The organism is Brevibacterium sp. LS14 (genome assembly GCF_012027885.1).
GTDB lineage: Bacteria > Actinomycetota > Actinomycetes > Actinomycetales > Brevibacteriaceae > Brevibacterium > Brevibacterium casei.
This window is the reverse complement of record NZ_SJXG01000031.1, coordinates 136,217-160,186: the sequence shown is the minus strand read 5'-3', so window position 1 is coordinate 160,186 and position 23,970 is coordinate 136,217. Positions and strand designations below refer to the sequence as shown.

At 65.1% G+C, this 23,970-nt stretch carries 25 protein-coding genes; 8 read left to right on the top strand and 17 right to left on the bottom strand.

Annotated features, from left to right (window positions below):
* Positions 1-35 precede the first annotated feature (35 nt).
* A complete protein-coding gene (locus tag EZE58_RS03560) occupies positions 36-809 on the bottom strand; it encodes a DUF2695 domain-containing protein (RefSeq protein WP_167559807.1) in 774 nt (257 codons plus the stop codon).
* A 226-nt stretch (positions 810-1,035) separates the two neighbouring features.
* Between EZE58_RS03560 and EZE58_RS03555 the strand changes: the two genes are divergently transcribed.
* Positions 1,036-1,944, top strand: coding sequence for a carbohydrate kinase (locus EZE58_RS03555; RefSeq protein WP_167559805.1), 909 nt, complete (start codon positions 1,036-1,038; stop codon positions 1,942-1,944).
* A gap of 9 nt (positions 1,945-1,953) precedes the next feature.
* Here the strand turns inward: EZE58_RS03555 and EZE58_RS03550 are convergent, their stop codons facing one another.
* Entirely contained in the window at positions 1,954-2,442 is a 489-nt protein-coding gene (locus EZE58_RS03550; protein ID WP_009374980.1) for a helix-turn-helix domain-containing protein, read from the bottom strand.
* A gap of 86 nt (positions 2,443-2,528) precedes the next feature.
* Here EZE58_RS03550 and EZE58_RS03545 point away from each other — a divergent pair, with 86 nt between their 5' ends.
* Positions 2,529-3,170, top strand: a complete 642-nt coding sequence (locus EZE58_RS03545; protein WP_040340939.1) for a dihydrofolate reductase family protein — start codon at positions 2,529-2,531, stop codon at positions 3,168-3,170.
* On the opposite strand, the gene EZE58_RS03540 is transcribed toward EZE58_RS03545, so the two are convergent.
* The gene (locus tag EZE58_RS03540) at positions 3,163-3,849 is read right to left on the bottom strand and encodes an SDR family oxidoreductase (RefSeq protein WP_009374973.1); all 687 of its coding nucleotides are present in this window, start codon (positions 3,847-3,849) and stop codon (positions 3,163-3,165) included. The genes EZE58_RS03545 and EZE58_RS03540 overlap by 8 nt on opposite strands.
* 185 nt (positions 3,850-4,034) lie before the next feature.
* Between EZE58_RS03540 and EZE58_RS03535 the strand changes: the two genes are divergently transcribed.
* Positions 4,035-4,529, top strand: a complete 495-nt coding sequence (locus EZE58_RS03535) for a DinB family protein (protein WP_167559803.1) — start codon at positions 4,035-4,037, stop codon at positions 4,527-4,529.
* A gap of 33 nt (positions 4,530-4,562) precedes the next feature.
* On the opposite strand, the gene EZE58_RS03530 is transcribed toward EZE58_RS03535, so the two are convergent.
* From EZE58_RS03530 to EZE58_RS03520, 3 genes are all read right to left on the bottom strand, one after another.
* Positions 4,563-4,961: a DoxX family membrane protein gene (locus EZE58_RS03530; RefSeq protein WP_101624920.1), complete on the bottom strand. Its 399-nt coding sequence runs from the start codon at positions 4,959-4,961 to the stop codon at positions 4,563-4,565.
* A gap of 83 nt (positions 4,962-5,044) precedes the next feature.
* Positions 5,045-7,012, bottom strand: coding sequence for a potassium transporter Kup (locus EZE58_RS03525; RefSeq protein WP_232252572.1), 1,968 nt, complete (start codon positions 7,010-7,012; stop codon positions 5,045-5,047).
* 196 nt (positions 7,013-7,208) lie between these two features.
* Positions 7,209-7,757 carry a GNAT family protein gene (locus EZE58_RS03520; RefSeq protein WP_167559801.1) on the bottom strand — a complete coding sequence of 183 codons (549 nt, stop codon included), beginning with the start codon at positions 7,755-7,757 and terminating at the stop codon, positions 7,209-7,211.
* A 162-nt stretch (positions 7,758-7,919) separates the two neighbouring features.
* On the opposite strand from EZE58_RS03520, the gene hchA reads away from it, so the two are divergent.
* Entirely contained in the window at positions 7,920-8,798 is an 879-nt protein-coding gene (gene hchA, locus EZE58_RS03515; protein WP_063251003.1) for a glyoxalase III HchA, read from the top strand.
* 93 nt (positions 8,799-8,891) lie between these two features.
* Here the strand turns inward: hchA and EZE58_RS03510 are convergent, their stop codons facing one another.
* The gene (locus tag EZE58_RS03510; RefSeq protein ID WP_240941102.1) at positions 8,892-10,112 is read right to left on the bottom strand and encodes a low temperature requirement protein A; all 1,221 of its coding nucleotides are present in this window, start codon (positions 10,110-10,112) and stop codon (positions 8,892-8,894) included.
* Between the two features lie 335 nt (positions 10,113-10,447).
* On the opposite strand from EZE58_RS03510, the gene EZE58_RS03505 reads away from it, so the two are divergent.
* Positions 10,448-11,593 carry a glycerol dehydrogenase gene (locus tag EZE58_RS03505; RefSeq protein ID WP_144587894.1) on the top strand — a complete coding sequence of 382 codons (1,146 nt, stop codon included), beginning with the start codon at positions 10,448-10,450 and terminating at the stop codon, positions 11,591-11,593.
* Between the two features lie 158 nt (positions 11,594-11,751).
* Positions 11,752-12,021: a DUF3263 domain-containing protein gene (locus tag EZE58_RS03500; protein ID WP_144587896.1), complete on the top strand. Its 270-nt coding sequence runs from the start codon at positions 11,752-11,754 to the stop codon at positions 12,019-12,021.
* 59 nt (positions 12,022-12,080) lie between these two features.
* Here EZE58_RS03500 and EZE58_RS03495 read toward each other — a convergent pair whose 3' ends face one another.
* From EZE58_RS03495 to EZE58_RS03475, 5 genes are all read right to left on the bottom strand, one after another.
* The gene (locus EZE58_RS03495; protein ID WP_063251004.1) at positions 12,081-12,377 is read right to left on the bottom strand and encodes a hypothetical protein; all 297 of its coding nucleotides are present in this window, start codon (positions 12,375-12,377) and stop codon (positions 12,081-12,083) included.
* 236 nt (positions 12,378-12,613) lie between these two features.
* Positions 12,614-13,120 carry a hypothetical protein gene (locus EZE58_RS03490; protein ID WP_009374931.1) on the bottom strand — a complete coding sequence of 169 codons (507 nt, stop codon included), beginning with the start codon at positions 13,118-13,120 and terminating at the stop codon, positions 12,614-12,616.
* Positions 13,121-13,183: 63 nt separating this feature from the next.
* On the bottom strand, positions 13,184-13,732 hold the full coding sequence (locus tag EZE58_RS03485) for a GNAT family N-acetyltransferase (RefSeq protein ID WP_144587898.1): 549 nt from the start codon (positions 13,730-13,732) through the stop codon (positions 13,184-13,186).
* A gap of 3 nt (positions 13,733-13,735) precedes the next feature.
* Positions 13,736-14,038, bottom strand: a complete 303-nt coding sequence (locus EZE58_RS03480; protein WP_009374927.1) for a HigA family addiction module antitoxin — start codon at positions 14,036-14,038, stop codon at positions 13,736-13,738.
* Complete coding sequence (locus EZE58_RS03475; protein ID WP_009374925.1) at positions 14,025-14,306, bottom strand: type II toxin-antitoxin system RelE/ParE family toxin; 282 nt, start codon at positions 14,304-14,306, stop codon at positions 14,025-14,027. The genes EZE58_RS03480 and EZE58_RS03475 overlap by 14 nt, the downstream gene beginning before the upstream one ends.
* Before the next feature lie 117 nt (positions 14,307-14,423).
* Here EZE58_RS03475 and EZE58_RS03470 point away from each other — a divergent pair, with 117 nt between their 5' ends.
* A complete protein-coding gene (locus EZE58_RS03470) occupies positions 14,424-14,633 on the top strand; it encodes a hypothetical protein (RefSeq protein ID WP_040340933.1) in 210 nt (69 codons plus the stop codon).
* 170 nt (positions 14,634-14,803) lie between these two features.
* Here the strand turns inward: EZE58_RS03470 and EZE58_RS03465 are convergent, their stop codons facing one another.
* The 4 genes from EZE58_RS03465 to ychF form a co-directional block, all read right to left on the bottom strand.
* Positions 14,804-15,613, bottom strand: coding sequence for a hypothetical protein (locus EZE58_RS03465; RefSeq protein WP_009374923.1), 810 nt, complete (start codon positions 15,611-15,613; stop codon positions 14,804-14,806).
* A gap of 65 nt (positions 15,614-15,678) precedes the next feature.
* Positions 15,679-18,234 carry a DEAD/DEAH box helicase family protein gene (locus EZE58_RS03460; protein ID WP_063249396.1) on the bottom strand — a complete coding sequence of 852 codons (2,556 nt, stop codon included), beginning with the start codon at positions 18,232-18,234 and terminating at the stop codon, positions 15,679-15,681.
* Positions 18,234-20,345: a DNA methyltransferase gene (locus EZE58_RS03455; protein ID WP_144587900.1), complete on the bottom strand. Its 2,112-nt coding sequence runs from the start codon at positions 20,343-20,345 to the stop codon at positions 18,234-18,236. The genes EZE58_RS03460 and EZE58_RS03455 overlap by 1 nt, the downstream gene beginning before the upstream one ends.
* 109 nt (positions 20,346-20,454) lie before the next feature.
* Positions 20,455-21,540: a redox-regulated ATPase YchF gene (gene ychF, locus EZE58_RS03450; protein WP_063249398.1), complete on the bottom strand. Its 1,086-nt coding sequence runs from the start codon at positions 21,538-21,540 to the stop codon at positions 20,455-20,457.
* A 73-nt stretch (positions 21,541-21,613) separates the two neighbouring features.
* Between ychF and EZE58_RS03445 the strand changes: the two genes are divergently transcribed.
* Entirely contained in the window at positions 21,614-22,786 is a 1,173-nt protein-coding gene (locus tag EZE58_RS03445) for a DNA recombination protein RmuC (protein WP_144587902.1), read from the top strand.
* A 102-nt stretch (positions 22,787-22,888) separates the two neighbouring features.
* Here EZE58_RS03445 and EZE58_RS03440 read toward each other — a convergent pair whose 3' ends face one another.
* Positions 22,889-23,947, bottom strand: coding sequence for a 4-hydroxy-3-methylbut-2-enyl diphosphate reductase (locus EZE58_RS03440; RefSeq protein ID WP_144587964.1), 1,059 nt, complete (start codon positions 23,945-23,947; stop codon positions 22,889-22,891).
* Positions 23,948-23,970: the final 23 nt, after the last annotated feature.

The window sequence follows — 23,970 nt, the reverse complement described above, 5'->3', positions numbered from 1 at the left end:
TCCATTCTGCCGGACCGCTCAAAGGCACTGGCTTCTCAGAACGGAGCGCGGACGCCGGGTTCCTCCGGTGGCTCCGTGTACCATCCCGGAGGCTCGGGGTTCCACGACTCCGCTCCCCAGCCCGGTCCAGTCGGTGTGGTCCAGCGTGGAGGTCGCTTGCCCCGCTGCCAGTTTCCGCACGGCTGGGTGGAGCCTCGCCGAACATATTGGCAGCAGAGATAGATCGCTGCCGGTGTCGGGGCGTCGACTCGTCCACGCCCGAACGGGTATTCGTCCTCCGCGAAACCGCCGATGTCGGCGTATCCGGCGTCACCGTCCATGCCGGGGAATCCGACTCCGTCGTCGTACCCAGCGGTGTCGATGTACGCACGCCGGTCCGACCAGACGAACTGATCGACGGTTCGGCCCGTCTTCACGTGGCTGTATCCGATGCCGCGTCCATCCCCTCTCGGGTCAGCGAACACTCCGATGTCGGTCAGCTCATCGGCATCCAACCGGCCGCCGATGTTCGCGGCGAAGATGCCCCGAGCCAGCAGCGGCCGTGGCGCGAAAGTGAAGACTTCGCGGAACAATTGACAGTCGCAGTGCTCTGCTCCCATTCCCCGCAGTCGCGGGATCAGTGCGGTGGCCCTCGGTGCCGTCTGCTCCCGGAAGCGCTCGGCGAAGCGATGGGTATCGTCGCACCCGAACTCTCCGAGCTGTCGATGGACGAAGCAGACGACGCATTCCCCCGGCAGGGGGTTGAACCGAGACTCTGAATCGTCGTCGTAGTGTTGCCTGATCTCTGGGTTCTCCGTGGTGTTGTCCATGACCTCACGTTGCCATCCGGCACTGACATGAGAGAGATTCAGGTCACAGGGAGTTCCGAGTCGCGTCCGATTCTCCTTCCCCCGTATGCGATTGCTCGAGCCGCCCGCACCGGCCGCTGCCCCGGACAGCGCACCGGCCGCTGCCCCGGACAGCGCATCGGGCGCGGTCCCCGCGCGATCTGAGGAACCGGCGTCGACGACCACCGCCGCTCCATACACTGAGGAGATGACCATCCTCGTCATCGGCGAAGCGCTCATCGACATCGTCACCACCCCGGATGCCGCCGACCGGTACGCACCTGGCGGGGCACCGGCGAACGTCGCCCTCGGCCTCGGTCGCCTCGGTGACGAGGTCGCCCTGCTCACCGACGTCGGGGACGACTTCCACGGCGGCTTCGTCCTCGCGCACCTGCGCGCCTCGAACGTCACGGTCCACGCCACTCCACGCGGGGCGACGTCGACGGCACGGGCCGTGCTCTCGGCCGACGGGTCAGCCGAGTACGATTTCCATCTGCGCTGGGCACCCGACCCCACGCCGATCACCGGCGGGGCCTGGGACGCCGTCCACATCGGGTCGATCGCAGCCTTCCTCCAGCCGGGCGCCGCAACGATCGACAGCCTCCTCGACGACCGCGGGGACGAGACGGCGCTGATCACCTTCGACCCGAACATCCGCCCCTCCATCATCGGCGACCGGGCAGCGGCCCTGCCCCGGTTCGAGGAGCTCGCCGCCAGAGTCGATGTCGTCAAGCTCAGCGACGTCGACGCCGAATGGCTCTACCCGGACCGCACCCACGAGGAGAGAATCGCACACATCCTCGACCTCGGGGCGGGGCTCGTCGCCCTCACCCGCGGCGGGGACAAGGCGATCCTCGCGACCGCCTCGGCGACGGTGCACGTCCCCGCGCGGCGGGCCGACGTCGTCGACACGATCGGGGCCGGGGACACGTTCATGGTCTCCCTCCTCCACGATCTCTGCAGGGCGACGGGCGCGCCGGCCGAACTCGACCGCGAGGAGCTCACCCGCCTCGGCGAGAACGCGGTGGGCCTTGCCGCGATCACGGTCAGCCGTCCGGGCGCGGATCTGCCGTGGAAGCGAGAGGTCGAGGACCGGCGGGGCGGCGAGTCGGACTGAGCCTCCGTCTCACTCCCCCACCGCGGCCTCGAAGGCACGCCGGAGGGTCTCGGAGGCGCGCGGCCGCGCCGGATCGGGGCGCGGCGTGCCGAGATGGACCTCGCGCAGCTCGTCGATGAGGTCGGCGACGAGGTCAGGCGAGTCTGCGAGGATGCGCGCGCGGATCGTCAGCTCGGGGCTCGTCTCCCGGTGGCTCATCCCCCACGCGCCGAGGGCTACCATGACGGGCACGGTCTGGATCCCCGCCTCGGTGAGGGTGTAGGTGACGCGCTGCCCGCGGGGAGCGTCGCTGCGGGTGAGCAGTCCTTCGGCGACGAGGCGCCGGAGCCGGTCGGCGAGGATGTTCGAGGCGATGCCCTCCTCGTTCTGCGTGAGCAGCTCGCGGAAGTGCCGCCGATCGCCGAAGACGATGTCGCGGAGGACGATGAGGCTCCACGCGTCGCCGAGCACCTCGACGGCGGCGTTGATCGCACACCCCGACCGCGGTTGTCTGATCACTTCTCCTCCCTCAGGTGATTGCACTTTGCAAGTGCATCATCCTACGCTGAACCCACCACCTCCCGCCAACCGCTTGAGGAACAATGATGGTCCGTACACGCGTGCACAATCTCTTCGTCTCACTCGACGGCTTTGCCGCCGGTGATTATGTGACCTTCGACGAGCCGATCGGCGGGGCCCGAGCGCTCTTCTCCCGCTTCGACGGCCGCGTCATCGACGGCGTCCAGGGCGCGCCCGACGCGCCGGTGACCGTCGACCGGGCCCTGTTCAGCATGTGGGGTCAGGGCATCGGAGCCGAGATCATGGGCCGGAGGAAGTTCGGACCGCAGACCGGACCATGGCCCGACGACGGGTGGCGCGGCTGGTGGGGCGAGGAACCGCCCTTCCGCACGCCGTGCTTCATCCTCACCCACTACCCTCGGGAGCCGATGGAGTTCGCCAACGGCACCGTGTTCCACTTCGTCGACGCCTCCCCCGCCGAGGCGCTCGAGATGGCGAAGACCGCCGCCGAGGGACTCGATGTCCGGCTCGGCGGCGGTCCGACCTCGGTCAAAGAATTCCTCGACGCCGACCTCATTGACTTCATCCACACCGTGACCGTGCCGGTCGTCCTCGGGACGGGCGTGCGGTTATGGGAGAACCCCGAGGTGCTGGACGACCGGTTCAGTCTCGAATCGGTGAGCACGGAGAGCGGGCTCACCCACCGGCTGTGGAGTCGGATCAGCTGAGCGCCTCGGCGACGGGGACCGAACCGTCGTAGAAGTTCACCGTCTCGCGCACGGCGGCGTCCTCGGCGATGACGAAGGTGATGACGTCGGCGACGAGTTCGCGGGAGGTCACGCCCTGCCCTTCGGCCGGGGCCCGACCGTCGATGTCGCCGCGCTCATCGGCGCGCACGATCTCGCCCGCCGACGGGTCGAGCGTGAGCCGGCCGGGACCGAGGATCGTGTAGTCGAGGGAGCTCTCCCGCAGGTACGCGTCGGCGCCGTGCTTGGCCTCGACGTACGGGTAGAAGGAGTTCGACGGGTCGATGCGGTCGAGGTCGATGCCGACGGTGGCGTAGGAGACCATGACGAAGCGCTTGACTCCGGACTGCTCGGCGGCGTCGACGGCCCGTTTCGCCGCCTCATAGTCGACGGCCTTCGTCCGTTCGGGGCTTCCTCCCCCGGCGCCCGCGGAGAAGACGATGGCCTTGGCCCCGGCGAACACCTCGGCGAGGGCATCGACGTCGGCGGTCTCGATGTCGAGGACGACCGGATGGGCGTCGGCGGCTTCGACGTCGGCGGCCTGGTCGGGGTTGCGGATGACGGAGTCGACGGCGAAGCCCGCGGCGGTGAGCTTCGGGGCTGCGAGCAGGGCGACCTTGCCGTGTCCGCCGAGGATGACGACGCGATCTGAATCCGACATGTGCTTCTCCTTCGTTGACGATCGGTGGTGCCCACAACAGCCGCAAGCGGCGTTGATTTATTCCCTCGCCGAGGCGGCAGGACCTGTCCGTGGCTCGCAGAGTCCCGGGGGATCATCGGTTGCGTACGCCCGGTTCGGGTCGATTCGACCCTGACAACCGCGTGTCGGCAGAGCACAATGGGACCATGACCATCAACGAGCTGTTCGCCGATTTCGCCCAGCGTCCCATCGATGCGGCCAAGAGCCTCCCGACCCTCACGCCCGAAGAGCTCAACGCCCATCCGGGCTCCCACCCCAACTCGGTCGCCTGGCTGCTCTGGCACATCGGCCGCGAGGTCGACGCTCAGCTCTCCGACCTCACGGGGAACCCGCAGGTCTGGGAGCACTACCGCGACCGATTCGACCTCGGAAAGATCGGTGACACGGTCGGCTACGGGCACACTCCGGGGCAGGCGGCGGAGATCGTCGTCAACGATCAGGGTCTGCTCGTCGACTACCTCAGTGCCGCCCTGCGTGCACTCATCGACTATGCCAACGGACTCTCGGCGGACGACTTCGACGCCGTCATCGACGACAGCTGGAATCCGCCGGTGACGCGCGGGGTGCGGCTCGTCTCGATCGTCGACGACGCGGCTCAGCACATCGGTCAGGCGGCGTACGCCGCCGGCCAGCTCCACTGACGACGGTCGGCTGCCGGCTCAGCCCATGGCGGCTCAGCCCATGCCGAAGAGGGTGGGAATCGCGATCGGTCCGGCTCCGAAGACGGCGATGACCGAAGCCATGGTGAGCAGGAAGAGGTCGTACTCCCACCCGTTGTCGGCGGCCCAGTACCTGCTGTGCCACCGGAAGTTCTGCATCGTGATGGTGATGAGCATGAGGACGACGACGCCGATGCCCGCCCACTGCGCGAGCACACCGGTGGCGAAGGAGAGCGCTGCGGCGAATTCGGCCAATGGCACGAACCAGGCGAGCGGGAGCGGGAGTCCGTCGTTCTTCGCAAACGCTCTGACGTCCTTGAGCTTGAGCAGGGACTCGTGGAAGAAGGTGAAGGCGAGCACTGCGCGGACGAGGAGGAGAACGACACCGACGACCAGTGCCGGGACTTCGATCATGGGAAGGTGCCTTTCTGCTCTGGACTCTTCCTGGGCTGACCCGACCGAGTGTACTCGTGCCCTCGGGCGCCGAACGGGCGTCCTCAGAGCTCGGCGGTCTCGCCCATCACCGTCGTCCGATCCGGGGGCAGGTGGAGGACCTGGGTGCGGTTGGCCGAGGCCTTCTCAAGCGTGCGGAAGAGACTCTTCTGCCAGCGCGGCATACCGGTGCCGCTGCCGGGTTCGATGCGGAAGACGGAGATGACGTACATCGCCGACTTGGGATCGAAGTCGAGTTCCGGTGTCCTGCCGACCGCCTGCCGCAGGGCACTCGGGACGTCTTGGGAGTCGTTGAACCCGATGCTGTAGAGGATATGGACGATCCCGTCGTCGGAACGACCGAGGTCCGAGACGAGGACCCGCTGATCGTGTGGGACGTGGGGAACGCCGAGGTTCTTGATCGTGACGATGACGACGTGTTCGTGGAGGACGTGGTTGCATTCCACGTTGGAGCGCAGCGCCAGCGGGGCGGTGCCGGGGTTGCCGTGCGGGTAGACGGCTACCCCGGGCACGCGAAGGACGGGCGCGCGGCCGATCTCGTCGACGAAGTCCTCGATCGGGCCCTCCATCTCGGCTCGTCGGCCGAACATCAGCGCCGAGCCCTTCTTCCACGTGAGCATGATCGTGACCAGGACTGCGGCGATCGCCAGCGGCAGCCAGCCGCCGGCGGCGGCGATCTTGACGACGTTGGCGGAGAAGAGGGCGAACTCGACGCCGCCGATCGTCAGGCCCGTGAGGACGACCCACGGCAGTCTCCACTTCCACACCTCGAGGACGAGGAGGAGGAAGAGCGAGAGCTCGAGGAGGAGGGTGGCGGTCACCGCGAGACCGTACGCGGAGGCGAGCGCCTGCGAGGACCGGAAGGACAGCACGAGCGCGAGCACACCGACGAAGAGGATGGCGTTGACTGCGGGCACGTAGATCTGGCCGCTCTCCTGCCGGGAGGTCTGGATGACCTTGAGACGAGGCAGCAGGGAGAGACGTGTCGCCTGACGGGAGACGGAGAACGCTCCGGAGATCACGGCCTGGGAGGCGATGATCGTCGCGGCGGTGGCGAGGATGACGAGCGGCATCTGCGCCCAGCCGGGGGCGAGCCGGAAGAACGGATTCTCGATCGTCGTGGGGTCGGCGAGGATCATCGCCCCCTGCCCGAAGTAGTTGAGGATGAGCGCGGGGAAGATGATGCTCAGCCAGGCGATGACGATCGGGCGTCGCCCGAAGTGCCCCATGTCCGCGTAGAGCGCTTCGACACCGGTGACGGCGAGGACGACGGCGCCGGCGGCGATGAAGGCGATGATCGGGCGGTCGACGGCGAAGTCGACGGCATAGGTCGGCGAGAGGGCCCGGAGGATCGTCGGGTTGGCGAAGATCTGCGGTGTGCCGAGCAGGGCGAGGACGAGGAACCAGATGAGCATGATCGGTCCGAAGGCTCGCCCGATGGAACCGGTCCCCCAGCGCTGCACGGCGAAGAGGCTGGTGAGGATGACGACGGCGATCGGCACCACCCAGGGGCCGAGGTCGCTGCTGACGACATGGAGGCCTTCGACGGCGCTGAGCACGGACACGGCCGGAGTGATGAGGGAGTCGCCGTAGAAGAGTGCGGCACCGATGATCGCGAGCACCATGACGACCTTGACCCGCGACGACGTCGACCCGAGCTTCCGCTTGATGAGCGCGGCCAGTGAGAGGATCCCGCCCTCGCCGTTGTTGTCAGCGCGGAGGATGAAGCCGAGGTAGGCGACGGTGACGATGAGGGTGAGACACCAGAAGACCATGGAGACGACGCCGAGGACGTCTTGCTCGGTCGGGGCCACCTCGTTGTGGTGGATGCTGAAGACCGTCTGCAGGGCGTAGAGCGGAGACGTGCCGATGTCGCCGAAGACGATGCCGAGCGCGCCGAGCATGAGCGCGGGCAGAGGCGTCGTGTGGCGCGGGTGATCACGCGGCTCCTCCAAATCGGGCAGAGCCTGCGCTCGAGGACTCGCGGGGTCCCCTCCGGAATCGCCTCCCACGAGGAGTGATCCTTGCACTCTCCCCCGCGGTTTTCAATGGTTGGTCACATTCGGGCCCGCACTGCAACCCGACTGTGCTGTCTTCGTCATAGTGCGCGGGCTTCGATGACGAAGAGCCCCTGTGTTCCGTCGAAGGGCGTGCGCTGCCAGTCGCCGTGATGGAAATCTCCGCTCATCCCAGAACCGCCGCCTTCGCTCAACCTTTCCACTCGCGCCTGAGCAGACCGAACACCCACGAGTCGGAGACGACGCCGTCGACGATGCAGTCCTCGCGCAGGGTTCCCTCCCTCCGGAAGCCGAGCTTCTCGAGCACCCGCGCCGAGGCTGCATTGCGGGTGTCGGCTTCCGCCTGCACTCGATTGAGGTCGAAGGCTTCGAAGGCCCAGCTCAGCACCGCTCTGGCGGCTTCGGTCGCGTATCCGTGCCCCCAGGACTCCTCGGTGAAGCAGTAGCCGAGCGATCCGCTGCGGAAGGCGGGGTTGAAGCTGTTGAAGGTGCACCAGCCGATGAACGATGGGTCCTCGGCACGCTCGACGGCCACACGTGCACCGGTGCCCTCATCGGCCATCGTCTGACAGCCGGCCAGGAACCGGTCGATCATCGTCCGGTCCCTCCACGGCGGCGAATCCCAGAATTCGAGGACCCGCGCATCGGACTGAAGCGCGAACAGGTCGTCGGAATCGTCACGAGTGAAGGGGCGCAGGCGCAGGCGTTCGGTCACCAACGTCGGTGTCAGCACAGGCATGACCTCATCGTGCCACATGCGGCCAGGCGACCGCCCTTGTGCATTGCCGCCGCCTGGCATAGGTTGGGCGGCACCACCACGGCAAGCGCGCTTGCATGATCAGGCCGAGGGCCACCTCGGCGAGAAGTCCGGTGCATCGGCACCGGCGACGGAAGGAACGAGATGTCCGAGACGACGCAGACCACTACCTCCGACGACGACCGCCAGCCGAAACCGGACCCGGCGGAGAACAACGCCTACTTCCCCTCCCCGTACTCGCTGTCCCAGTACACGGCGGACCGCACCGACTTCGACGGGCTGAGCACGGATGAGAAGTACACCGGAGGACGGTGGAAGGTCCTCGTCATCGCGACCGACGAACGCTACATGCTCATGCAGAACGAGACGTTCTTCTCCACCGGCAACCATCCCGTCGAGACCCTGCTGCCCCTCCACCACATCGCCGAGGCGGGCTACGGCATCGACATCGCCACCGTCAGCGGTGAGCCCGGGAAGTTCGAATGGTGGGCCTATCCCAAGGACGACGAAGCGGTGGGCTCAGCGTGGGAGGCGACGAAGGAGCAGTTCAAGGACCCGAAGAGGCTCGCCGAGGTCATCGAGCAGGGACTCGACGACTACGCCGCGATCTTCATCCCCGGCGGCCACGGGGCGATGAACGGGATCCCCGACAGCGCCGTCCTCGGTGAGGCGCTCGACTACTTCCTCGACAACGACCGGCTCATCATCACCCTCTGCCACGGACCGGCAGGGCTGCTCGCCTCCGGAGTCGGGCGGGATGAGAACCCGTTCTCCGGGTACCGCATCGTCGCGTTCCCCGATTCGCTCGATCAGGGCGCGAACATCGACATCGGATACCTGCCGGGGAAGATGCCGTGGGCGCTCGGCGAAGCCCTGGAGAAGGCGGGCATCGTCGTCGAGAACACGGAGATGACGGGCGCGACGACCCGCGACCGGAACCTCCTCACCGGCGACAGCCCGCTCGCGGCCAACCAGTTGGGCAAGGATTCCGTGCAGGCGCTGCTCGAGAAGTTCGGGAGCTGAGGGCGCGGCGGTTCACTCTGTGATCGGCACCGGCCCGGATCGGCACAAGATGCTGGTCCGGGCCGTCAGAGGGTTCGGGCCGGGTTGCCGCGGTCAGGACGGGGTCGGCCCGGCATTCTCCGCGAGCTGCTCATTACCGTCGCTCTTCTTGTCCCCGAGCGGCGGGCGCCACACGAGGACGACAACGATGCCGACGAGGATGACCGCGCTGAGCGCGAACGGCACGGGCAGGAGCGGGTCGATGAGCACGAGGATGCCGCCCAGCGGCACCGCAATGTTGACGATCCGGTCCGCGTTGGGCCGGATCGCGAGCACCCAGATGCCGAGGATGAAGACGGCGATGGGGATCGTGTAGGCGAACGACGCATACGGCTGCTGGAGTTCGCTCTCACCGGTGATCACGGCGATCTCGACTTCGATGCCAGCGGAGAAGGCTCCCGCGGCTGCGAAGATGAAATAGTGCCCGTAGCCGTAGGCGAGTGAGCTCGCCAACCCGCCGATGACATCGTGGTGCGGTGGCCAGAAGTAGATCCACCAGAGGGCCGCTGTGGCGACCAGGGTGAGCACTGCGATGGAGATGAGGGGTGCGAGGGTGTCGGCGTCGTGGATGGCTTCGATGATGGCGTTCGACGAGGCAAGGAGGCTCTCGCCGAGGAGGATGAGCGTGAAGAGGCCGTACCGTTCCGTGATGTGGTGAGGGTTCCACGGCGTGTTCCCGGTGCGTTCGGCGATGATGGGGACGGCCACCTCGGCGAGTATGAGCACGGGCAGAGCAAAGGAGAAACCTCCTTCCGGCAGCAGCAGGGTCGAGAGCCACAGGAGCTGAACGATGCTCACTCCCACGGCGTAGATCCAGCAGGCCGAACGCGACGAATGCGCCGTGCCCGCCGCACGGAACCACTGCGCGACGAGGGCCAGGCGCATGACGACGTAGCCGATGATGACCAGCGTGAAGTCGCGCTCTTCGAACACCGGCCGGATACCTGAGGCGATGACGAGCACGCCGCCCATCTGCACGACCGTGAGCAGACGGTAGAGCCAGTCGTCGGTATCGAAGGACGTCGCGAACCACGTGAAGTTCATCCATGCCCACCAGATGCCGAAGAAGATGATGAGGTAGCTGGTGATGCCGTCGCCGATGTGCCCCTCGGTGAGCTGTTCGGCCAACTGGACGGAGGCGATGGAGACGGCGACGACGAAGACGAGGTCGAAGAACAGCTCGAGCGTCGAGACGGAGCGGTGGGGTTCGTTGGGGTCGCGCGGACGCATCGGAATAAGGCGGGAGCGCGTCGGCGGAGGCGGGGTGGCGGTCATGGCGACGATCATAACCCCACGGGGTTAGTTTTGTTACAGTATCGCCGAATATCGATATATTGGGCGATCCCACCAGCGGTCGGGGTCGAGGCTGTAGGGTGAGGTCTCCGCAGTCTTCCCGCCCACGGTACGCTCGCTGTGGCAGGGAAGGTCGACTGCCGCCTCGGCGAGGGGCGCGCGGGAAGCATCCCTGCCAATTGGAGTTGCCCTTTGAACTCGCAATAGACTGGCGGTGCGCTCCGGGAACGGAGCGACCGATGCCGGTGTCGGTGAGCAGACACCTTGCTCTGGTCGCCGTTCCCGCCGGTCGGTCAGACGACGGAAGGATCCGAGCCATGTCGACCCAGTACGCATTCTCCAGCCCATCACGTTACGTCCAGGGCAAGAACGCCCTCGCCGAACTTCCCACCTACCTCGAACCGCTGGGCACGAAGCCGCTGCTCATCGCCGATGACACGGTGTGGGGACTCGTCGATGGGACGATCGAATCGAGCTTCGCCGAGGCGGGACTCGATGTCGTCCGCGAATCGTTCAGCGGATTCGCGACCCCGGAGACCATCGACGGCCTCGTCTCGACGATCGAGTCGGGCGGCCATGACGTCATCGTCGGACTCGGCGGAGGGTCGGCGATCGACTCGGCCAAAGCGGCCGGGCACAAGGCCGGCATCAAATGGGCATCGATTCCCACGGCCGCTTCCTCGGACGCACCGACGTCCGGCCTGTCGGTCGTCTACACCGCGGACGGCGAGTTCCTCGAGTACCGGTTCTTCCACAAGAATCCCGACCTCGTCCTCATCGACACCCAGCTCGTCGCCAACGCCCCGGTGAACTTCCTCGTCGCCGGCATCGGCGATGCGCTGGCCACGTGGGTCGAGGCGAGGGCGACGGCACGCGGAACCGGCGAGACGATGTCCGGCGGACGGCCGACCCAGGCCGGGACAGCGCTGGCCCACCTGAGCTGGGAGATCCTCCACGAGAACGCCTTTGCCGCCCTCGACGCGGTCGATGCGAAGACCGTGACGCCGGCGCTCGAAGCCGTCGTCGAAGCCAACACCCTGCTCTCGGGTCTCGGCTTCGAGGCCGGTGGGCTCGCTGCGGCGCATGCGATCCACGACGGGCTCACCGCGGCTCCGCAGACGCATGGCCTCGCGCACGGGCAGAAGGTCAACGTCGGCACCCTCGCGCAGCTGATCATGGAAGGCGCCGACAGCGACGAGATCGAGGACTTCATCGAGTTCACGACCCGTGTCGGTCTGCCCAACACCCTCACCGAGGTGGGGCTCTCCCCCGATGACGAGAAGGAGCTGCAGGCGGTGGCGAAGGCCGCGACGGTGCCCGAGGAGACGATCCACAACATGCCGTTCCCGGTGACCCCGGAGATGGTCGTCGATGCGTTGCGCGCGGTGGAAGCCGTGTCGCGCAGGGTCCGTGCCGAGCGCGGACTGCCCGAGCCGAAGAAGTACGAGGCGAAGGGGCACTGAGGGGCTGAGGCGGTTGGCCGGCTGGGTGGTTCGGCCGGTCGGCGGGGTCCGGTCGGTCAGGGCTGGTTGGTCGGGCCCGGGGTCGTAGCTGATGCGGCGTCGGGCCCTTGGCCTGCAGGGTTGGCGGCCCAGCCACCGGTCCTGCGAGACTGGGGCGCGTGGTACCCGGCACTGTCATCGAACTCTCCGCGCACGATCGGATGATCCTCGACTCCGAGCGCTCGCAGCCGTCGACGGCGGCACGCCTGAGACTGTGCCAGCACATCGACCTTCCTGTCGAGCGTTACCCTGCGGTGCTCGAGGGACTCGCCGACACGGACGCCGCGTACTGCTACGCCCCTGCCGTCGTCGATCGGATCCGGCGCCTCCGGGCGGAGCGGTTCGCGTTCGAGCGGCAGAAGTGCCGGTGGAGGTCGTTCCTGCCGTAGCCGGGGCCCGCCTGCAGCCGGATCGCCCGAGGGCCCGACCCGTCGGCCCCATCAGCGGATCAGTCGAACGTCGGCCGGAGATCGTCGGCGATCGAGTCGAAGTTGGCCGGTGTGACCTTCCATCGGTCACGGTTGGTGTCTTCGAACGTCACCTCAAACTTGCCCGATTCTCGGTCGAACTGCAGGAGCAGACCGACGGGCAACGCGTCCCCTGCCCGATACCTGCCGTCCGTGAACTCCTTGACTGCCGACCTGAGCTCAAACGGTGATGCGGTCACCCCGGTGTCGATGCCCTCCGCATCGTAGACGAATCCGAATGCGCTGTTGACCTTCTCGTTGTCGAAGCCGAGGACCATTGACAGCGACGTCCACTCCTCGGACGCCTGCTGCAGATTGTCGGTGACGGCACGGATGAGTGCGGTCGCGCTGTCGGACGTGAGCGGCTCCTTGCGGGTGGTGGATGCGGATCGAGTTCAGTCTTCCGCAGAAGCAATCTGGAAGGACGCGCACTATTGCTAGCCGTAGTGCTTACTTCTTTACACGCTTCAGACGGTGGAAATTCGCATGGCTGACTCTGACTCCCACCCAATCGTCATAGGTCGAGCGCCAGATATGCGGTCCGCATTTCGTCAGTGACATCGTCACCGAGAGTGCGAATCTGCGACAACGACGGCTGCTTCCCGTTGGTGTGCGCGCTGTACCGGGCAATGGCGTCAACGTTGGCGGCGGCGACCTCGCGACCGAGCATGAGGTCAAACGACCCCGCCGCGAATATCAGGAAGATGGCTGTATCGAAGTCGAAACTCCGGAATGGACTGAACTTTGCCGAGGCACCGGCCAATCGCGAGCCCATTGCCTTGACCTGGATACGCACGCCGGTAGGTGTCGTGACGTCGTGCGACTTGGTCGAGTTCGGCTCAAGCACACCGCCGCGAGCGCGAAGAACGATCTGTTCCGCTACGTCACCCAAAGGTTTGTTACTCGTGCGGACAAGGCCTCGCCGTTTGAGTTCGGCAACGATACCAGCCTCGAGCCTGAGAAGTGATCGCACCCCCATCCGGGTGAGGTCGATCTCCGGATCTTCTGACTGGCTGCTCATTCTCACACCCTATGGGACCTAAAATCGACCGCGTCCCGATACATACCAAACTCTCGTGATTGCTCACCATGCGCGACCGCGCAGGTCGAACGCACCCACCGGCCACGCGGCGACCTCGACCGGGAGGATCAGCAAGGGCTGCCCGGGCGGGTCTTCGCTCGGCCGGCCTGATCTATCGATCGAACGCTCGGCAGCAGAAATCCGGGTCCAGCCGCACGAGTTGTAGAACGAGACCACTTCTTCGCGACAGCCGAGATAACCGAAAGCGATGCCGCGGGCCGTCTTCATCGACTGCGCAGCACTGGCCATGAGCCGACTCCCGACGCGCTCACGCCTCACAGCATCCGAGATCAGCACACCCCCGACACCAGCTATCTCGACCTCGCCGTCGCCGACACCTACCCTCCGTCTTGACAAGCCGACATGATCGACTATTTCGCAGTTGCTCTGCGCGATGACAGGAACAGAATGCGGCGCATACCCGTAAGGCATGTCGGGATCCCACTCGCCGAAGTCGTCCAGGTACTCGGCGTCGAAGAGTCGGCGCAGCCCTACGAAGTTCCTCGCAGTCAGCTCGGCGTGCGCGATGACATTGACCGCAATGTCCGGCACGCGTTACGCAACCTGCAACGGAGTGATCGCCGCGATCTGCTCCCCTGCCAGATCCTCCGCGCGGTCAAGTTCGTAATGGCTCTGCAGGTTGATCCAGAACTCTGCCGAGGTTCCGAAGTACTTCGCGAGACGCAGCGCAGTGTCCGCTGAGATTCCCCGATTTCCGTGGACGATCTCGTTGATCCGCCGCGGCGGTACACCGATGGCCACAGCAAGCTTATTCTGCGTGATGCCGAAGCCTTCGATGAAGTCCTTCATAAGAACCTCGCCCGGGTGGATCGGCTCAATCTTGTCAGTGGTAGTCAACGATCTCCACCTCCTCTGGTCCGGCGTCGGTCCACACGAAGCAGATCCGCCACTGGTCGTTGATTCTGATGCTGTGCTGACCGGCTCGGTCACCCTTGAGCGCTTCGAGCCGGTTGCCTGGCGGAACGCTGAGGTCCTCGAGTACCTCAGCTGAGCCCACCTGACGAAGCTTGCGCAATGCTACACGCTGGATCCGCGGGTCCAGGGAGGGCACGTGCTCACGACGCCACAGCCGCTCGGTCTCCTTGCTGCCGAACGATCTGATCACAGGATCAGTATATGACGCGACGCGTCATTAACGCTAGACGTTAAACCGGAACTCGACCACGTTCCCGCACGGAGAACCATCAGCGAGACATCGCCTGATCGCTGTTCGAGGAGCGCGATGAGCGTCTCCGCGATCTCGCCCGGAGTACGAGCAGATGTGTCGAGCTCCAAGACCTCATCAGACCACGCGACCTACTACACGCTATACCCGAACTCCACCAAACGTAACCTCAGCCTCGACCGGCTGGAGGAGTTGGCAAAGCAGATGAACGTGGATCCGATCAGGCTGATCGTCGACGACTCGAACCTGCTGCTCGAGGCACGTTGAACGACCTGGAGCGGGCGCGCGAACGCCGCCGACTCGCGGACTCGGACTTCGACACCCCGAATTGCCCAGAGTGCCTCACTCGCATGGAGCAGACGGCGTTTGAGAGCGGGGAGGCATGGTCCTGCCCGACTTGCGCAACGATCTCAGTTCGCTGATCAAGCCGACGGAGACTACGCCGTAGCTTGGACTGTCTCAACCAGCTCTGAGAGAGTTCCGTCCCATGACCAGAGCATGTCAAGCGCAATCCGCCAGGTGTATACGTCGTCGCCGAGGCCCTGCCAGAACGCCGCACTGACCTCTTCAGTGATCGGGCATGGCCGGTCATCCCAGTCTTCGCGTAGCTCAAGCATGTCACGTACCAAGGGATGATCGCCCAGAAGGGCACGTTCCTTGGCGAGTTCTTCCAGTTCCTCATTTAGAGTTTCGAATCCGCCTCTAACCTCTTGGAGTCTGTTCGCTTCGGCACCCGCTTCGCTGCCGAAGGCTTCACGAAAATCGAACCATGGCAATCCTCGTTCGTGTCGCTCTCTACCAGCGCGCAGCACCATTTGTTTGTGAGCCGTTGCCAGTCCCCGCACGCGCTCAGCCAGCTCGGGGCGATCGTTCGCGTAGGCAGGAACCGACAAACACCCAGTTGCCTGCAGCGCCTTCGCCAATATGGCGTCGCTGACGCTGTTCAATGCCTGAACCGCTTCGGTTCCCCACTGCAGATGGATGTTCGTCAAGATCGCAGCGCGCGCGGTTTTCCGCCGTTCGACCTTGAGAGCCGCTTCAAGCGTCGCAGACACGGTCGCGCCCGCGTACATGCCCGCAGCGGCGCCCGCCTCACCCTCTACAATCTTCGGCACAACCGCGGGCGAACCTTGGCGAGGCATCTCGTAAAGGCCCGCCATCTCCAGCAGGTACTCAAACGCGAGATGATCGCTGACCTCTCCGGGAGGCAGGTTCTCTCCGATCCGCGGCAGATATCCGTTTGCCATGGGTCCCGCTCATACTCGCCCGAAGACGAGCAGTCGTAGTCGAGTCGCTCCGACCACCGTATCGTTCAGTACTCCACAGAGCATCCCCTGTAGACCGAGTCTGCGTCGATCGCCTCTCGCACCGCGGCGCGCACCTCGGGTAGTGTGAAGTCCAGGACCCGGAGCTTCCCGTCCACGCGGGAGATGGACTCGATGCGGTGGAAGCTGTCGCCGTAGACCTCGGCGAATCGGGCCATACCCCGAAGCTTCGCGAGCGCGTCGGGCAGCCATGCGCCGTGAGGGTCGACGATGTTGGCCTTGACGCCACGTGCACTGTCGATGAAGAACAAGAAGTCGGGTCGCAGTGTCCGCCACTCGCCGTGTCGGTCCTGGTAAGCGAGGCTCATCGAGTCACGGCCGCCGGTCGGGTTGCGGTACCAGCCAAGCTGGTCGCCACGTTCGGCTTCCTTGTCAAGGACCTCGATCTCGTCCGGGTTCAGCTTTCCGACCGGGAAAATGCCTTCCTCATCAGCAAGGAGGTGCAGCGGACGACGTTCGAGCAGCTGCGTGGACTCCCCCACCGACCGCTTCGTTTCTTCTTGCCGGTTCTTCGGTAGCGCCATCGAGAGAAGCTGAGGATCCGTGCTCATGGCCGTGATCTCGGCGTAGAGGCTCTGCCTGGACTCCGTGAGGCCCTTGATATCGACGCGGTGCTTGCCGAGCCACTCGGACGCGAGATTGTCGGCTGCGTCGTCGAGCGCGGGACGCGTCTGCGGCAACAGCGCGACCGCTGCGACTCGCACGTGCGCATCGCGCAGAACTTCCTCGTCGTCAGCATCTGCTGCGAGGTGATCGATGTAGGTTCGCGCGATGTCAGGGGTGATCGTGCGAGCTCCCTGCCGGTAAGCCTCCTGGATGGCGCGGTCGTCAGCTTCCTCGGTCCAGGTGTCGTCGGTACGGAGCCCGCGGTATCCTCGCACTGTCCCGCCGGTGACCGTGAGGACGTCACTCTCGGCCTTCGCGAGTTCTTTCGCGTACTGAGCAGCGAGCCCGTTGAGGACGCCGTGGAGGCGCTCGTGCGAGATACGTCCCGCGTCCTTCACGATCCCATCAGCTGCGAGAGCGTGCGCCAGCGAGGTGAGGCGCTTGATGGGGTTCGCGTGCTTGCGCGGCAGTGTCTCTGCAGGCAGCGCTGAGAACAGCTCCCAGACTTCATCCGGGATGGCAGGATTCGGCGTCATGAGCACCGGGTCGATGAGGACTCGCTGACCTGTGCCGCCGTCGCCGTCGAGGACTTCGCTGCCCATGATTTTTTCGAGCACGAGGCTGGCGGTGGCCTTGTTGAAGCGCGGCAGGATGCACTCGACGCTGTTGAGAAGGTCGTCGCCTTCGACGCGTCGCGCGAGCGGCGTCCGGATCATGCGGCCGAGCAACTGCGCGATGTGGGTTTCGTCCTTCGCGGGACGGAACGACACCATAACTTCGGCCCGGGGGCAGTCCCAGCCCGTACTGATCGCGTCTTTGGCCAGTAGCACACGAATGTAGTCCGCGTCCTGCACTCGCTCGGGCGAGATGTAGGGGACGCTGTACGGTCCGAACCTGTGCACCTTGTGGTCGCCGAACACGTGCGCGATCGCGTCATGCCCCAATTCGGGCCATTCGTCGCGGATCGTGTCGATGGCCGCGGCCATCTCGGTCGGCGATGGTTTGTTGGGCACCTGCAGCACGAGGAGCGGGTTGACGGGTTCCTGGTCGCTCTGTTCCGACGCGTACTGCGCCCAGGCTGCGCTCATGTCCTTGATCTTCCGGACCCCGCGACGCAGCAGCACCGTGTTGAAGTCCCCGGCCTCTGCCGGGAAGTCGAGGACGATGTCATCCTTGAGCAGGCCCGATTCTTGGATCCGCACCGAGTCGACGGTGATCGTGCGCAGGTGAACGCGGCTCTCCTGGACCTGGGCCTCGTCCATAGCCTGCTCGAAGCGCTGAACGGTGGCCGAAATTCCCCAGACGATCGGCATCGGCGGGACGCCGTTGTTGCCGTTGATGAGCCGCTTGACGATGGTCGGCGTGTCCGTGGAAGACTTCCGACCCATCCCACGGTGTGCCTCATCGAGGACCATGTAGAGCGTCGAGTTGGGGTCCTCGATCGTGTTGCGCAGCGTGTCCCAGAAGGTGAAGGGGACGGTGTCGGGGTTCGTGTCGAAGCCGGGCAGCGTCTCGGTGTTGTCAGCTCCGCGCACGAGGAGACTGTTGCGCGAGAGCTTCGAGGTGTTGAGGAAGTACACGTTCCCGGGCTGCAGCTTCGAGTACCGGAACGGATGCTCGACGGTGATGAGCCGGTTGCGGAGCCGGTCTGAGGCCTGTTCCAGCCGGTGCTTCGTCTGCTGGTTGAGCGCTGGGTCGTCACTGAACCACAGCACGACAGCATCGGAGTCGGGTACGACGTCGTAGTCGTCGCTCCCCCAGAACAGCGCTTCGATGACAGCAGCGGCCATGACGGTCTTGCCCGCACCGGTTGTCGCGGCGAGGGCGACGGAGCTGACGCGCTTACTGGCACTGCGGAAGAAGTCGCGCGCAGCAGCAAGCTCGCGCAGCGTGTCCCCGACAGCGTCTGCTTGGTAGTCCTTGAGTGTGTAGCGCATCAGAAGTCACCTACACTTTCGCAGTTGCGCAGGTAGTCCTCGTAGAGCCGAACCGTTTCCAGGTAAGGGATCTCGTTGGCGATCTGCTGGTAGCGACCCTCGTCGTCGGTGACGATATAGGCGATCCGGACACCGTCAACGCGTTCAAGCGCGGCAATGAAGTCGGCAACCTGGTCGAGGTCGTTGATAATGCCGTAGCTGTCAGCTACGTCCCATCCGTTGGAGATCGAATCGATGCGACGCCCCACGGCACCGGCGCGCAGCCACAACATGGGAGCGATCGCCGCGAACGCACGGTCAGTACCAACTCGCCACGGCGACTCATACGTGAGCGTAAAGAATGCGACATTCTCATCAAACCCGTCGGACATTGGGAACTCGTCGGTGAATTTGTAGTCACCTTTAATTGGCGCACCCTCCGGGGTCAGACCGGTAATGGCAGCCTTAATTCGCGGCTTGGTTACATAATCGCATATACCAAACTTCTCCCACTCCGAATCGCCCGGACGCAGGCCATTCTTGCGAAGCTTGACCTGCTCCGCCGAGGAAACCTCATTGTTCGTCACTGAGATGCACTGGCGCCGCCCAAGGTCCTGCTTGTTGAGACGCATGACTGCGTGCGCAGTAGTCCCTGACCCTGCAAAAAAGTCGAGAACCGTGGCATCAGGCTTATTGGCAACAAAGAACCGGAGGACGTCTTCAACGGCATACAGGCTCTTTGGAAACGGAAACGAACGCTCTGGGATCAGATTCCGAAGCAGATTACTACCGTGGTGCCCAGCGCTATGGCGAGCCAAAGTCCAAACGGTGGTTGGACGGAAGGCCGCCTCTTGAATATCACCATCGTCGGTGATGATCGAGCCGTCGTCCGCGCGCGCGATCACCTTATAGTCAGAGCCGATCTTCTTCTGCTCCCCAGACTTCAGGTAGGAGATTGCTGTTTCCGCACCTTTCGGTAGCCCGAGCCGCGCATACCCTGATTCGATTAAAGATCTGAGTGAGTCAGGTCCGACCTGCCAACGACCTTCACTGCCATCTCGACGCGTCGGCCAGACGGCAACGCACCCGCTTGGAACTGGCACCTCAAAACGAGATGCACCGGCACCAGGCGGGTTGCCGACACCCATAAAACGTGTTGCGTCGGAGTTTAGGAAGACAGGATAGAACATGCCTTCTCGATCGACGCGTCGAGCACCTGTGCCCGTGCGCTTGAGGCTGGCCCAGTGTATAGAACCGCGTACTGTGGCCGTGGAGGTCCCTCCCCACTCCTTTCCAAGCGGAAGGGGTGCAACGGCGGCTTCTCCAAGGTAGACGCAGTACACATACTCTTCGGAGCGCTTGAAGAATCTACCCCGCGCGCTACCCTGGGGTGCTATCACGCTCGTCACCATCTGGATCTGCGCCTCCGGGAAGGTCTGCTCCAGGAGTAGACCGAGCCGCAGATATTCCTTTTCGTCGATAGTGACAATAAGGACGGAGTCATAGGGATTGAGAAGCCGCTTGGCAAGTTTGAGTCGCCGCTCCATGAAAGCGAGCCACTTCGAGTGGCGGTAGAGGTCGTCACCTTCGACGTAATCGTTGTTGTACTTCCAGTCTCGCGCGCCGCTGTTGTACGGCGGATCGATGTAGATCGCGTCGACGGAGCCTGCGTGCGTAAAGGTAAGCTGTTCGAGAACGTGGAAGTTCTCGCCATTGATGACGGTGTGGAAGGGCTTGTCTCCGCCGCGCTCGACGGTGCCATCGGGGCGCAGGCCGGGGTAGATCCGGTCGCGGAACTCAGCGACGAGGATGAGGTCGTCGAGGGCGACGGGCTCAGGCTCTTCGGAGGAACCATCGTGGAGGGACACCTGCGCGGCGTCACCGGTGATGGCGTCGACGCGCCAGAGGCGCTGATCGCCGCGCTCGGTCGAGCCACGCGGGGGCAGGACTCGGACCTTGCTGCCCTTGCGGACCTTGTGCCCGGCGAGTTCGACGGCTTCGGGTGCATGGCGCTCGAAGTTGAGGCCGAACGGGAGCCGCTTCTGAAACGGACGAATCTCCGCTTCAAGATCTTCGCCCAGGCGGGGGTCGAGCTGCTTGGCGGCACGGAGCAGGTCGGTCAGCCGTGACATGTCTCTCCTCTTAGTTGTGACCTGTAGCGCTACAAAACCCGCAACAAACTGCCTGCGCTTCGCCGTTTTGTAGCGGTAGACGTGGGTAAAACCCCTGGTCGCAGGGATATCACACGTTAAACCGGAACTCCACGACGTCGCCGTCGACCATGACGTAGTCCTTGCCCTCCATCCGGACCTTGCCGGCCGACTTCGCGGCAGCCATCGACCCGTTGGCGTCGAGATCATCGAAGGACACGACCTCGGCCTTGATGAAGCCCTTCTGGAAGTCGGTGTGGATCACTCCGGCCGCCTCGGGGGCGGTGGCACCCTTCGGGATCGTCCACGCCCGCGATTCCTTCGGCCCCGCGGTGAGGTAGGTCTGCAGGCCGAGCGTGTCGAAGCCGACGCGAGCGAGCTGATCGAGGCCGCTCTCCTCCTGGCCCGTGGACTCGAGCATCTCGCGTGCCTCGTCCTCATCGAGCTCGGCGAGCTCGGATTCGAACTTCGCATCGAGGAAGATCGCCTCGACCGGAGCGACGAGCGCGCGCATCTCCTCCTTCTTCGCCTCATCGCCGAGCACCTCGTCATCGACGTTGAAGACATAGAGGAACGGCTTCGTCGTCATCAGCTGCAGCTCGCGCAGCGGCGTGACGTCGAATTTGTCCGCCTGCATCGCCTGGTAGAGCGTCCGCCCGCCCTCGAGGATCTCGGTCGCAGCGTCCATCGCGGTGAGCAGCTCGGCAGGGGCGCGCTTGCCCTTGACGTCCTTCTCGATGCGTGGGCGCGCCTTCTCCAGCGTCTGCAGGTCGGCGAGGATGAGCTCGGTGTTGATCGTGTCGATGTCATCGGCAGGGCTGATCTTGCCGTCGACGTGGACGACGTCGTCATCGACGAAACCGCGGATGACCTGGCAGATCGCATCCGCCTCACGGATGTTCGCGAGGAACTGGTTGCCCAGGCCCTCACCCTCCGAGGCACCACGGACGATGCCGGCGATGTCGACGAAGTCGACGGTGGCGTTGAGGATCCGTTCCGAGCCGAAGATCTCCGCCAGACGGGTCAGCCGCGCATCCGGCAGGGGGACGACGCCCACATTCGGCTCGATCGTCGCGAACGGGTAGTTCGCCGCGAGGACCTGGTTCTTGGTCAGTGCATTAAACATGGTCGACTTGCCGACATTGGGCAGTCCCACGATTCCGATTGTCAGTGCCACGGTAGTCAAGTCTATCCCGGCGCCGAGGCGGTCCCCGAATTCCCGTGTCCGTGCCGTCTGTCACCCTGAACCCATGAACGCAATCCCTGCCGGCGGCGTCACCGCCGCCTTCTTCCTGGCAATCGTCCTCGCAGCCGCGCTCGGCTTCCTCCTCGGCCGTGCCCTCACCCGCGCGCGCTATGTCGAACGGCTCACCCGGGCCGAGACGACCGCGCAGATCCTGACGAACCGGACCGAGGATCTCGAAGCCGATGCCCAGATGGCCGGTGAGCTCACCGCCGCCATCGGCCCGCTCGCGGCCAGTGTGAGGCACCTCCATGAGAGTGTGCAGACTCAGGATCGGGCGCAGCTCGAGCAGATCACCCGCCTCAACGCGCAGATCTCCCACCTCAGCCAGCAGAACCTCCGCCTGCAGGAGTCGACCGGGTCGCTGGCCACCGCGCTCAACTCGACGACGCAGCGAGGCGACTGGGGCGAGGTGCAGCTGCGTCGCATCGTCGAATACTCAGGCCTCCTCCCCCACGTCGACTTCGACACCCAGGTGAGCACCCAGCGCGACGGTCAGCGCCACCGACCGGATATGGTCGTCCATCTGCCCGGCGGGGGCACGATCGTCATCGACGCGAAGACGCCGCTCTCGGCGCGCATCGGAGAGGACGCCGAGGCCGACGCCGACGGCAGCCATGCCCGCGCCCTGCTCCGCCATGTCGACTCGCTCGCGTCCAAGGAGTATTGGAGGGCTTTCGATTCCGCGCCGGACTTCGTCGTCTGTTTCGTCCCCACCGACGGGCTGCTCTCCTCCGCTGCGGCGACGTACCCGAAGATGATCGACCATGCGCTCGGCAAGAACGTCGTCCTCGCCTCCCCGGCTACCCTCCTCGTCCTCCTCAAGACCGTCGCCCTTAACTGGCAACAGGCGGACATGAGCACCTCGGCCGCGGAGGTGCTCAAACTCGGCACCGAACTCTACGAACGGGTCGGCACCCTTGTCTCGCACCTGTCGAAGATGGGATCGAGTCTCGATCGTTCGGTCGAGGACTACAACCGGTTCGTCTCGTCGTTCGAATCGCGGTTCCTCGTCACCGCGCGCAAGTTCCCTGCGACCGGGATCGTCAGCGACGAGCTGAGCGCCGTTGCCGAACTCGACTCCCGCAGCCGCGGGATCAGCGCCGAAGAGCTCTCTCGGCCGCGCTTCGGCGACCAGGATCCGACTGCTCTGAGGAGGCGGCATACCGGCACGGAATGACGACGATGTCCGGGTCGTCACAGATCAGCCCGGACCCTGAAGTCCGAATGCGCCCGGAGTAGTTCCAGACAAGCGACCGGGTGCCCTACCCCGGTTGGGGTCTCAGATGATGTCGTGCTGACGATCAGCGCCGTCGCGCTTGTTCGACGTCTTCTGACCGGCCGCCTTGAGGTCCTTGCGCAGCTCACGCGGCAGGGAGAACATGAGATCCTCCTCCGCGGTGACGATTTCCTCGACCGAGGCGAAGCCGTAGTCGGCGAGGAGCCCGAGCAGATCCTGCACGAGCCCGTCGGGCACGCTCGCACCCGAGGTGACGCCGACGGTGGCGACGTCGTGGAACCAGGTCTCGTCGACCTCGCGGGCGAAGTCGATGCGGTGAGCGGCCTTCGCCCCGTGTTCGAGGGCGACCTCGACGAGACGCACGGAGTTCGAGGAGTTCGCGGAACCGACGACGAGGACGAGGTCGGCCTGCGGAGCGATCTTCTTCACCGCGACCTGACGGTTCTGGGTCGCGTAGCAGATGTCATCGCTCGGCGGATCCTGGAGCTGGGGGAAGCGCTGCCGGAGGATGTCGACGGTCGCCATCGTCTCGTCGACGCTCAGCGTCGTCTGCGAGATCCACACGAGCTTGTCCGTGTTCTCGACCTCGACGGTCTTCGCTTCCTCGGGATTCTGGATGAGCGTGATGTGCTCGGGAGCCTCGCCCATCGTGCCCTCGACCTCTTCGTGGCCGGCATGGCCGACGAGGAGGATCTGGTACCCGTCACGGGCGAAGCGCACGGCCTCCCGGTGGACCTTCGTCACCAGCGGACAGGTCGCGTCGATCGTCGCAAGATCACGGGCGGCCGCCTCGGCGTGGACAGCTGGGGAGACGCCATGGGCAGAGAACACGACACGGGCACCCTTGGGCACCTCGTCGGTCTCGTTGACGAACACGGCACCGCGCTCGGACAGCGTCTCGACGACATGGCGGTTGTGGACGATCTCCTTGCGCACGTAGACGGGTGCGCCGTAGTGCTCGAGGGCTCGCTCAACCGCGATGACAGCGCGGTCGACTCCGGCGCAGTACCCGCGCGGAGCGGCGAGCAGCACCTTCTGGTCGCTGCCGGCAGGCGTCCGGATGTCCTCCGGGGCGATGCGCTTGCGCGGGATCGTGGGCATGGGAACAGATACGGCAGTCACGG

Coding starts and splice junctions, on each gene's coding strand:
- EZE58_RS03545 (WP_040340939.1), top strand. CDS start 2,529: ATGGTCCGTACACGCGTGCACAATCTCTTCGTCTCACTCGACGGCTTT.
- EZE58_RS03490 (WP_009374931.1), bottom strand. CDS start 13,120: ATGAGCAGCCAGTCAGAAGATCCGGAGATCGACCTCACCCGGATGGGG.
- EZE58_RS03555 (WP_167559805.1), top strand. CDS start 1,036: ATGACCATCCTCGTCATCGGCGAAGCGCTCATCGACATCGTCACCACC.
- EZE58_RS03495 (WP_063251004.1), bottom strand. CDS start 12,377: ATGGTCCTCGGCTTCGACAACGAGAAGGTCAACAGCGCATTCGGATTC.
- hchA (WP_063251003.1), top strand. CDS start 7,920: ATGTCCGAGACGACGCAGACCACTACCTCCGACGACGACCGCCAGCCG.
- EZE58_RS03540 (WP_009374973.1), bottom strand. CDS start 3,849: ATGTCGGATTCAGATCGCGTCGTCATCCTCGGCGGACACGGCAAGGTC.
- EZE58_RS03455 (WP_144587900.1), bottom strand. CDS start 20,345: ATGTCACGGCTGACCGACCTGCTCCGTGCCGCCAAGCAGCTCGACCCC.
- EZE58_RS03460 (WP_063249396.1), bottom strand. CDS start 18,234: ATGCGCTACACACTCAAGGACTACCAAGCAGACGCTGTCGGGGACACG.
- EZE58_RS03440 (WP_144587964.1), bottom strand. CDS start 23,947: ATGCCCACGATCCCGCGCAAGCGCATCGCCCCGGAGGACATCCGGACG.
- EZE58_RS03530 (WP_101624920.1), bottom strand. CDS start 4,961: ATGATCGAAGTCCCGGCACTGGTCGTCGGTGTCGTTCTCCTCCTCGTC.
- EZE58_RS03520 (WP_167559801.1), bottom strand. CDS start 7,757: ATGCCTGTGCTGACACCGACGTTGGTGACCGAACGCCTGCGCCTGCGC.
- EZE58_RS03510 (WP_240941102.1), bottom strand. CDS start 10,112: ATGACCGCCACCCCGCCTCCGCCGACGCGCTCCCGCCTTATTCCGATG.
- EZE58_RS03445 (WP_144587902.1), top strand. CDS start 21,614: ATGAACGCAATCCCTGCCGGCGGCGTCACCGCCGCCTTCTTCCTGGCA.
- EZE58_RS03465 (WP_009374923.1), bottom strand. CDS start 15,613: ATGGCAAACGGATATCTGCCGCGGATCGGAGAGAACCTGCCTCCCGGA.
- EZE58_RS03470 (WP_040340933.1), top strand. CDS start 14,424: ATGAGCGTCTCCGCGATCTCGCCCGGAGTACGAGCAGATGTGTCGAGC.
- EZE58_RS03535 (WP_167559803.1), top strand. CDS start 4,035: ATGACCATCAACGAGCTGTTCGCCGATTTCGCCCAGCGTCCCATCGAT.
- EZE58_RS03560 (WP_167559807.1), bottom strand. CDS start 809: ATGGACAACACCACGGAGAACCCAGAGATCAGGCAACACTACGACGAC.
- EZE58_RS03505 (WP_144587894.1), top strand. CDS start 10,448: ATGTCGACCCAGTACGCATTCTCCAGCCCATCACGTTACGTCCAGGGC.